The following is an 8309-nucleotide window of genomic DNA, read 5'->3' as shown; positions in this document are numbered from 1 at the left end:
CCAAGGCGACCAAGGAGTTCATCGACGCCTCCGGCCGCCGCAAGGTCAAGGGCAACATGGACATCGAGCTTGCCGTGAATGCCATGGAGCTCGCCGAGCACATCGACCAGATGGTGCTGTTCTCGGGCGACGGCGACTTCCGCTCCCTGGTCGAGGCCGTTCAGCGCCGCGGCGTGCGGGTCACCGTGATTTCCACGATCGCGAGCCAGCCGCCGATGATCGCCGACGAGCTGCGCCGCCAGGCCGACCTCTTCACCGACCTCGTCGAGCTGCAGTCCAAGCTCGGCCGCGACCCGTCCGAACGCCCCGCCCCGCGTGATCGTGAAGCGCGTGGAAACATGCCAAAATTCTTGCAGGAGCCGAAGGGAAACGATCCACGCAACTAGACTGTTGAGACCCACTTTTATGCAGCCCATTTCAGAACGTGAAGGCTGGTCGCGGGACGCCACTCCGATCTCGCCGATGCACGCGCCCAGCCCACTAAAACCAGATTGGAACGCTTCGCCAATTACCAAGCTTTCCGACGCCCAGCCCCAAGTGGGAAACGCAGTCGGCCCAGCTCATCCCCGCCTACGGGGTCATTTTCTTCTTTTGGCACCTCCACCAAGGGCGGAGTCCTGAGGAGTAGAGAAGTGAATGAACGGGCCGAATGGTCGGACTTCGTGAGCGTACCTATTAATTTCAATTGATTTAAGTTGTATTAAATGTATTTAATCTTTCACCGGCTCCGGAGAGAACCCATGCCTGTCCCCGAGTGGGGTAATGCAGTCGGGCCCCTCGCCCCCGGAACCGAGCCGTTTCTCTTTTACCGCATTCAAGAAGGCCTGACACCGAGCCTGAAATATTGAACTTCTACTTTTACTCTCGCGCTAATTGCTCTGACGCCGTCCTGATAGTGCTTTTTTGCTGGGGAGGACATTATGCGAGGCTCTCGCGCAAACCTTTACGAACGACTTAGCGAACTCGCTTCTCAGCTCTCAGAGTTGGCACATCTTCGAGATCTGGTCGAAGAAGCTGAGCGAAGCGCCCGCGGCGTGCCTCCATTACGCTTGACATATCCACCGTCGCGCCGCGTTCGACGTCGCGAACGGGGCGGTTTGTCTGTTCGCCTCCGTCGCCACGCGCCACTAACCGGGAATGCAGGAGCTATCAGCCCCCCTGACAACGACAACCAAGTCGATTGGACTGTGCTGGAGCCATTCCCCGACCAATGGTGGGCTTCCTCCTAAACCTCTCCAAGCGCTGACTCGACGAAGAGAGCGATCCAATGCTGGCGGCCCACCCACCCTGAGGAGCAGACAGCTAGCCACCCTTGCAGCCCGCGGGGGCCGAGGCTGGTCCGGCCGCACCTGACAATTCTGGATCACCCTTCGCCAAACTCCGGCAACCTGCAACGGCGAGAGAGACAGGGAAAGACGGTCAGCACGACCTATGCGGGCTTAAAGTGAGCAACTGCAAAAGCGAATGTCACTTGTCGGCGAGAACACCGGCGGCAAGCTGAGGTCATTTCGTAAAGATTGGTTTCAACACCTCCGGAATTGCGATGACGAAGAACGACACCGCCGTGTTCGACGCGATGCGACCTGATCCAAACGGACGGAGACAATGGGCCGGCCGACTGGGGACGCGCGAGGCAATAAAACGGGATGGCCTGGAGCTCGACCCCGGCTCGCTCGTTTACTGTCCCCACGAGTGGATCAATGCCGCCGGCTACGTTGACCTCGAACTGGTCCGCAAATACCCGCTGATGTTCGCGGTCTAAAGTCGTGACGAACCAGAGCCGACGCGCAAGCGATCCGGACGAACCAGCGATTCGACGGCTGCTAAGCCGAGCGGTAAAACGCGGGCGTCCGAAGCCGCCTGTGCCACCTGTCCCGTTCGGCACTGAAACAGATCCCAACCGCGAATTTTCCCGGGACGAACCGGAGGCCGTTTGGTTCTTCGTCTTCTTGCCGATCTTCATGCTGCTCTATGCGATCGTCGAGAAAATGCACGTGAGATAGCACAGGGCTAACTTGTCGCAGGTGGCGCCAGGCGCCCAAATTCTAGTCCTCCGGCAGTGCCTTCCTTCAGCCCAGAACGATAGTTTCAACTCTCAGGCAGGGCATGCACCTGTAGGCATAGGCGGCGGGCAGGTTTGCAATTGCCGGCAGCGACGCGAGAAACTCCATTGGACGCTGACATCTGTTGCAGATGAGGGTTGGTGCCTTGTCCGTGCCACCGCCTTGCGCCATTGCTGGTCCGCCAAAAGTGAGAATGGTAATTCCAATGGCCGGCGGTTACACCTCCGGACGACTACCGGGCGGCTGTATCGAAATAGGCCCCGCCAGCGTGAGCCGCTATTGCTCCTGAACCGAGACTCAGTTCTGATTTCGATCATTGCGGCCAAATTGCTTGCGGGAGGCGATCGTGAATGGCGAAGCCGGATGCACCATTTGTAGCCAAGCTCGACTGCTCAAAGCTGTTTTCCCCCTGACCAAAGGCTACGAACTGAAGCGTTATGAATGCGCCAGCTGCCGCAGCGATCTGTGGCTAGTTACGAGAGTGTCCCGATCATCCGCGCCTAAGCAGCAAAGCGGAAGATCCCGCCGAGGTACGCGGCCTAAGACCATCGAAGCGGCCTTGAAAGGCGCCGCTCGTGCCGCAGCTAATCAAAAACCGAAAGCCCCGCCAGCGTGACTGGCCCCCGCAGCTATTCCATTTCTGTACGATCAGACGCGGCGTTCCGCTTGCCATTGGAGAATGAGATTTCCGCCCACCGCAGGGCGGCCGCGACAGCGTACCAATACCGATCGCTCAGACCTCCCCTGGCGGTGTCAAATAACTCGCCGCCGTCCCGACCTGCACCGGGGACGCGACCCCGACCTCGCGCGAAGCCATTTCCCGGCCCCGCGAAATCTTGCTGAAACAGAGGGGGTCGAAAGTGGCGGAATCGAACACGGGGATACCACATGCTACTAGTCCTGATGAACCTGATCTGGCGGCGTCTTGCCTACACGATGCTGACCGGTATGCGGTCCAAGCTTGTGCGCCAATGACGAGAAGGGCGGCCGCGTAAGAAGGCATCCGTGCCGCGTCAAGGACGGTCCGCCGGCCCGCCCCGGAGCCACCCTTGGCGCCAGGATTCAAGGAGCCGGCGGGCTCCGTACCAAGGGTATCCGTTAGACTGGCAGCATCGAATCCGCGACATTCGGGGCGATGCCACCCCTTCCACGGGTGCGCATTTCAGTGTGTGACTCAGCTTTCGGTAAGGTTTGCCAAAAAACGGCCCGGGACGGGATAGACCTGAAGCTAATACCATTCCTCGCCGCGCCAGGCCGATTGACGCTCGCCACCGCGACACTTGGATACCGGCATGCGGCCTCAGAAGGCGCTTCGGTGAGATGCGCGAGATGAGCTCGGCGGCTCCTGGTCCACTGCCATTGCGGCCATAACGTTGCACTAAGGGCCGATGGTTGGGCCGGACCACGTTCGCTTCTCTGATGTCGAGCCGCGGTTGGTGTGCGCCGGATGCGGTAACCGAGGGGCTGGGGTCAGACCGATTTCAGCAGCCTCAAGCCGCAGCCTCAAGCGCTCGCTAGCCAACCTGAATTTTTCCCAAGACAAGGCGCCGCCAGCTTGCGTAATGCGCGTTTACGCACTCGCGGCCCGACGCGTCCTTGTCCGGTAAGACGCGCCGGGCCTAACCATTCCCTGCTTTCTCCGTAAGGTTTGGCTGAGCCAGCATAGAGCGATTCTACAAGCGACTTATACGTCTACGTCTCTGTGCAGCGCTCCTCTCGCTTCGGAGCAAAAATCCCATGTCTCGGGCCACACGTTTGACGGACGCGATATACCTCCCAAGCTCGGTCGCGATCTCAGCCGCGGTCGAACCTCCGTTGATCATTTTGATCAGCGTCTGTACCTCGCCCTTGGTCCACTGCTTAGGTTTGTGGTTTCGCACGCGCCAAGCTCCGGTCGGGAGAATAACAGGATCGTTCCGTTCTAGGAACATAGTGCACCCCAAGTGGATTTCGGTTCCGCAGAAATTATATTTGCCAACGAGACAAAGCTGCGGCAGAATTTTGGCACCGGTGCTGGCTGCATAGTTCACTTGGTCTTTTTAACCCGGCTTCATTGACCACGCGCGGGCCGCAGCGATTTAACCTCCCGCTGCGGCCTTCGCCGTGGCCGCCAACGTGAACCGGCGAGCACCGGATGACCCTAAAAAATACCCCGTCCTAGCGGCCTCACAGTGGGAGGTGAGAGCGGCCAAAGCGGTGTCCAGCCCGGCCGTTCGGCTCAGGAAAGTCATCAATACTGCCGATCGAAGCTTCGCAAGGGCGACTCGCCCTGGGCATTTATCCATTGAGATAGTTGACCGCGAATCGATGCCGGTTGCACGAAAGGGGGCGGAATCCGCATTATGGTTTTGCTGGGCGAAGCGGATCTAACGTGGCTCTGAAGAACCCCGACGCTATTGCGGCAGTCGTGACCGCGCTCCGGCTTACTTACGGCGACGAAACGGCACGAGCCATGCTGGTCGGCAGCATGAGCCTGGCCGCGCTGATAGAGACGATGTTCTCCGCCTCGGTTGAGCGACGCGATGCCGTTCGATACGTCGCGTCTGCCTTGGACGATCTCGCCATCTCGCCGGAACCCGGCCCGGCACCTTCGCTACGTTTACGAAAGTCATGGCTCGTTTCGTGTCGTCGACATGGAGATCGCGACGCCAACCGCAGGCTGTCCAGTAAAGACGTCTGGCTTCGTCTGCCCGTCTAGCTATCTCGCCACCTCGGCGATGTGGCCGGTGCTGTCGACGATTAGCGAGCGCGCGGTGCCTTCCTTGACGGCCTTGTAGGTCGTTATCTTTCCGGCTGGTAGTTCCTGGATGTGCGAATAGCCGGCGGCGCGAAGCTTAGCGATGATCTCCTCCGACGTCAGGCTGAGCGCGGACGAGGATCCCCAGGCGAGGGCAGCCATGATGAAAGATCGCAGCACTTGGCTCTTTGCGCACTCGCCGCCATCGGATTGGCCGGTTAGTCAAATTGGCCTCAGACCCAAAAGCGCCTCCAGCCCCGTGTCTATCGCAGCGATTTCTGCTCTATCTGGGCAATCGTCTGAAATTTGAACTCTACTTCCGTATCATCGGGCGATTTTCGATCTGGCGTGTACAATTGTTTATCAGCCACCGCAATTCTCCCTATTAATTCAACATTCAATTCCATTTAAAAATTAATGCAGCGGTCCATTTAATATGGTATTATTCAAGTCACGCCGGCTGGATCGGCTCCCGAGATTCAAGCGAACGGGTGCGACGACAATCGACTTGCGCTCTGCGGAGCGAACCCTTTTCTCGGAGAAAAACTATGGAGCAGAACAGTTCTCATTCGACACGCATCCCAAAGTCCGGCTCGATCAGCTTCGGCCGTTCAAAAGCAAATTGCTTGATCCGCAGCATCTCTGTTTACGGTGCCGCCCTTGATATTGCAGGAAATGAAAAGATTCCCGACGAATTCGCGCTGACTGTCATGCCGGACGGTGACCCACGTCGCTGTTCAGTCGTCTGGCGCAAAGAAAAACGTATCGCTGTCGCATTCTATTGATACTCCGCCAACTCGTGCGGATGATGGAATATCTTAGGGCAAAGGGATGCTGCAGCGGAGCCTTGTTGTCCTTGGAGAAGTCGAGCGAAATGCTGCGGCGCCTCGATCGCCAAACACGGCGACCCGCCCAGCCCTGAGGGAGTGACGCGCTGCAAAAAAACGACAGCGTGTTGGCTGTTATTTCGAGCGACACCGCAACGCAGTTCGCTGTATCGTTGCTTTTTTCCACAGCGGATTTGATTAATGCAGCACATCCAGAGTAGGCATATTGCCGCGATATTGAAACTGACCGCCCAGCAACTTGAAGCAGTTCGCACTCCCCCAGAGATCCAAAAGGAATATTCCGAAATCCTCGTTTTGAGAGAGAAGATAAAATTGGCGACCGATCTGAAGAAGGCTCGCCAGCAGCTCCTTACTCGGTGCCTGCCACGCACCTGAGGTAAATGATCCTGAACTCCACGATCACGTGTCCCAAGTGCAGTCACGCTGCTGCCGAGGTCATGCCGACCGACGCTTGCCGGTTCTTCTATGACTGCAAGGGCTGCGGCGAGCGCCTGAAGCCGCTCCCTGGCGACTGCTGCGTGTTCTGTTCCTTCGGCACCGTTCGCTGTCCGCCGGTTCAAGAGAACGGCAAGGGCTGCTGTAGCTAGCTGCCCTGAGGAGAGTGAACGGCTACGCGCGACAAAACTTCATTCAGAGACCACGCCCTTAATCGCCCACATGGCGCCCTCTTCGATCTTGGTCTTGGCGATTGCAAGATCGTGCGCGGCCCGCATAGAAGAAGATTAGCCCCTGGAGTCCGTTAAGGGCGCTTATCGGACGTCAGAGCCGGATCGCAAGATGTCAGGAGGTGACCCAGAGCGGAACTGCAGCGCCTCCGCTTCACAGGAACGACAGCCTTCAATGTCAGTTGCCGTCGCGCGTCTGAGCGAAGATACAGCGCTCGCCCGCAAGGAGTGAGGTTTTTGCCCCGATTCCACTTTCATGTCCTGGACGGAAGCGCTTTGACCGATACTGACGGATTAGAGCTCCCCAACATCGCTGCAGCGAGGACTGAGGCGATTAGGTTGGCTGGTGCAGTTTTAAAAGACTATAGAGGGGACGATATTTTGCGAGGCAAGCCTTGGCAGATCGTCGTCAATGACAGCCCAGCCCCAAACACCGGCCAGACCTACTTTGAGCTGACGTTAACAGCCACAGAGTAGGTATCTGGTTCGCGGTTCCAAATGGTAATTCATGACGCTTCCTTAACCTGGAGCAATGCGCTTGCGCTTTACTGGCCACGAAGACCGAATGAGACTCGCAGGACTGGTTTCACAGCTGTAAGCTAAGTTCTATCCCCGGCATATTATCTTTTGGGCGCCGGCGCTGAGAGTTCAAGCGACTCCCGCCTATCAGGCCGGAGTGGACATATCGCCAGTCGGGTCGCATGAGGACGATCCGATGTCGGCAAACCTCGCGTCAGCGCTCATCACCAAACTGGCTGTGTCGAACCATCTGGATGGCGAAGACATCCGTGCCATTCAGGGCCTGCGGATTCGTGAGCGGCATCTCGGCGCCCGTGAAATTATCGTCGCGGATGGCAGTCGCCCCGGCGAGTGCTGCCTCATCGTTGAGGGGTTTGCCTCGCGCTCGAAGACGACCGCCGACGGAGAGCGACAGGTCCTGTCCTTGCACATTCCCGGCGACATACCTGATCTTCAAAGCCTTCACCTCAAGGTCATGGACCATGATCTGGTGACCCTTTCACCTTGCACCCTTGGATTCATTGCGCACGCCGAGCTGACCGAGGTGACGGCCCGACACCCGAATCTTGCCGCGGCGTTTTGGCGAGAGAGCTTGATCGATGGTTCTATCTTCCGAGAGTGGATCGTGAATGTCGGGCGGCGGGCCGCGCTGGAACGAATGGCTCACCTGTTGATCGAAGTGCACGAGCGGCTTCAGGCAATCGGGCGCACCCGCGGCGGAGAGTTTAGCTTGCCCGTCACTCAAGTTGATCTCGGTGATTGTTTGGGACTTTCCGTGGTCCATACGAACCGTACGCTCCAAGCGCTGCGAGGGGAACGGTTGGTGGAAACGGACAGATCGGTCTTCAACTTGCTCGACCAGAAGCGCTTGGAAGAATTGGCAGGCTTCGATCGAACCTATCTCCATCTGACGCCAAACGGGTAGAGAAGCTCGGTCAAAGCTTGCCCGGTAACTGCACAGGTCGTCTGCTAGTTTGCTCACGTCCCTAGGGAACGCCAGACATAGTGTCGCCTCCAATTACGAGGTGATCTGGGACGAGCTTTCGATCGGACGGATCTTCCGCGGCGTGGGCGTCAACGGGTGGTCCTAGTCGGTCTTCCTGCCGAACGTGCCGCAGCGCGACCAGCACCGCGGTGGGGCCGGCAGCCTCGCCGAGGCCAAGGCCCGCTATCGAAACGCATGGGACGATCTGCACGGGCAGATCAGTTACGATGAGATAAGGAAGGCCCGCGAGATCCAGGGCCGCCGGCGGCCGTGGTACCGCTAGAGCACCGTCCGCCCGCTTTAACTTGCTTGAAGGCACCCATCTGACGCGCGTTGTATAAACGCGAAGGTTGGGGACCGAATCAATGCTGAAGCGAGTGGCCAGAGCAGAGCAGCATCCACGCTGCGAGAACTGCGACATCCTGAGCTGCTGCCGGTTTGATGGACACCGAGATTGGGTGTTTTATCGAGCCAGAGGTGGGTCATGCAGAG

General features: G+C 58.4%; 8 protein-coding genes. 7 read left to right on the top strand and 1 reads right to left on the bottom strand.

What is annotated here, in order from left to right; translation table 11 throughout:
- From IVB13_RS13660 to IVB13_RS13645, 3 genes are all read left to right on the top strand, one after another.
- Positions 1-386, top strand: a 386-nt coding sequence (locus tag IVB13_RS13660; protein WP_247489181.1) for an NYN domain-containing protein, incomplete at its 5' end; no start/stop codon positions are given.
- A 1157-nt stretch (positions 387-1543) separates the two neighbouring features.
- Positions 1544-1762: a hypothetical protein gene (locus tag IVB13_RS13655; protein ID WP_247489179.1), complete on the top strand. Its 219-nt coding sequence runs from the start codon at positions 1544-1546 to the stop codon at positions 1760-1762.
- A 2672-nt stretch (positions 1763-4434) separates the two neighbouring features.
- Entirely contained in the window at positions 4435-4761 is a 327-nt protein-coding gene (locus IVB13_RS13645) for a hypothetical protein (protein ID WP_247489177.1), read from the top strand.
- Here IVB13_RS13645 and IVB13_RS13640 read toward each other — a convergent pair whose 3' ends face one another.
- Positions 4762-4962, bottom strand: a complete 201-nt coding sequence (locus IVB13_RS13640; RefSeq protein WP_247489176.1) for a hypothetical protein — start codon at positions 4960-4962, stop codon at positions 4762-4764. It lies immediately after the preceding gene.
- 386 nt (positions 4963-5348) lie between these two features.
- On the opposite strand from IVB13_RS13640, the gene IVB13_RS13635 reads away from it, so the two are divergent.
- From IVB13_RS13635 to IVB13_RS13620, 4 genes are all read left to right on the top strand, one after another.
- Complete coding sequence (locus IVB13_RS13635) at positions 5349-5585, top strand: PilZ domain-containing protein (RefSeq protein WP_247489174.1); 237 nt, start codon at positions 5349-5351, stop codon at positions 5583-5585.
- Between the two features lie 243 nt (positions 5586-5828).
- A complete protein-coding gene (locus IVB13_RS13630; protein WP_247489172.1) occupies positions 5829-6023 on the top strand; it encodes a hypothetical protein in 195 nt (64 codons plus the stop codon).
- 5 nt (positions 6024-6028) lie between these two features.
- On the top strand, positions 6029-6235 hold the full coding sequence (locus tag IVB13_RS13625; RefSeq protein ID WP_247489170.1) for a GDCCVxC domain-containing (seleno)protein: 207 nt from the start codon (positions 6029-6031) through the stop codon (positions 6233-6235).
- A gap of 793 nt (positions 6236-7028) precedes the next feature.
- Positions 7029-7757 carry a Crp/Fnr family transcriptional regulator gene (locus tag IVB13_RS13620; protein ID WP_247489168.1) on the top strand — a complete coding sequence of 243 codons (729 nt, stop codon included), beginning with the start codon at positions 7029-7031 and terminating at the stop codon, positions 7755-7757.
- Positions 7758-8309 lie beyond the last annotated feature (552 nt).

Source organism: Bradyrhizobium sp. 17 (assembly GCF_023073515.1).
Classification (GTDB): Bacteria; Pseudomonadota; Alphaproteobacteria; order Rhizobiales; family Xanthobacteraceae; genus Bradyrhizobium; species Bradyrhizobium canariense_D.
The sequence above is the reverse complement of the archived record's forward strand: the minus strand, read 5'-3'. Positions and strand labels throughout refer to the sequence as shown.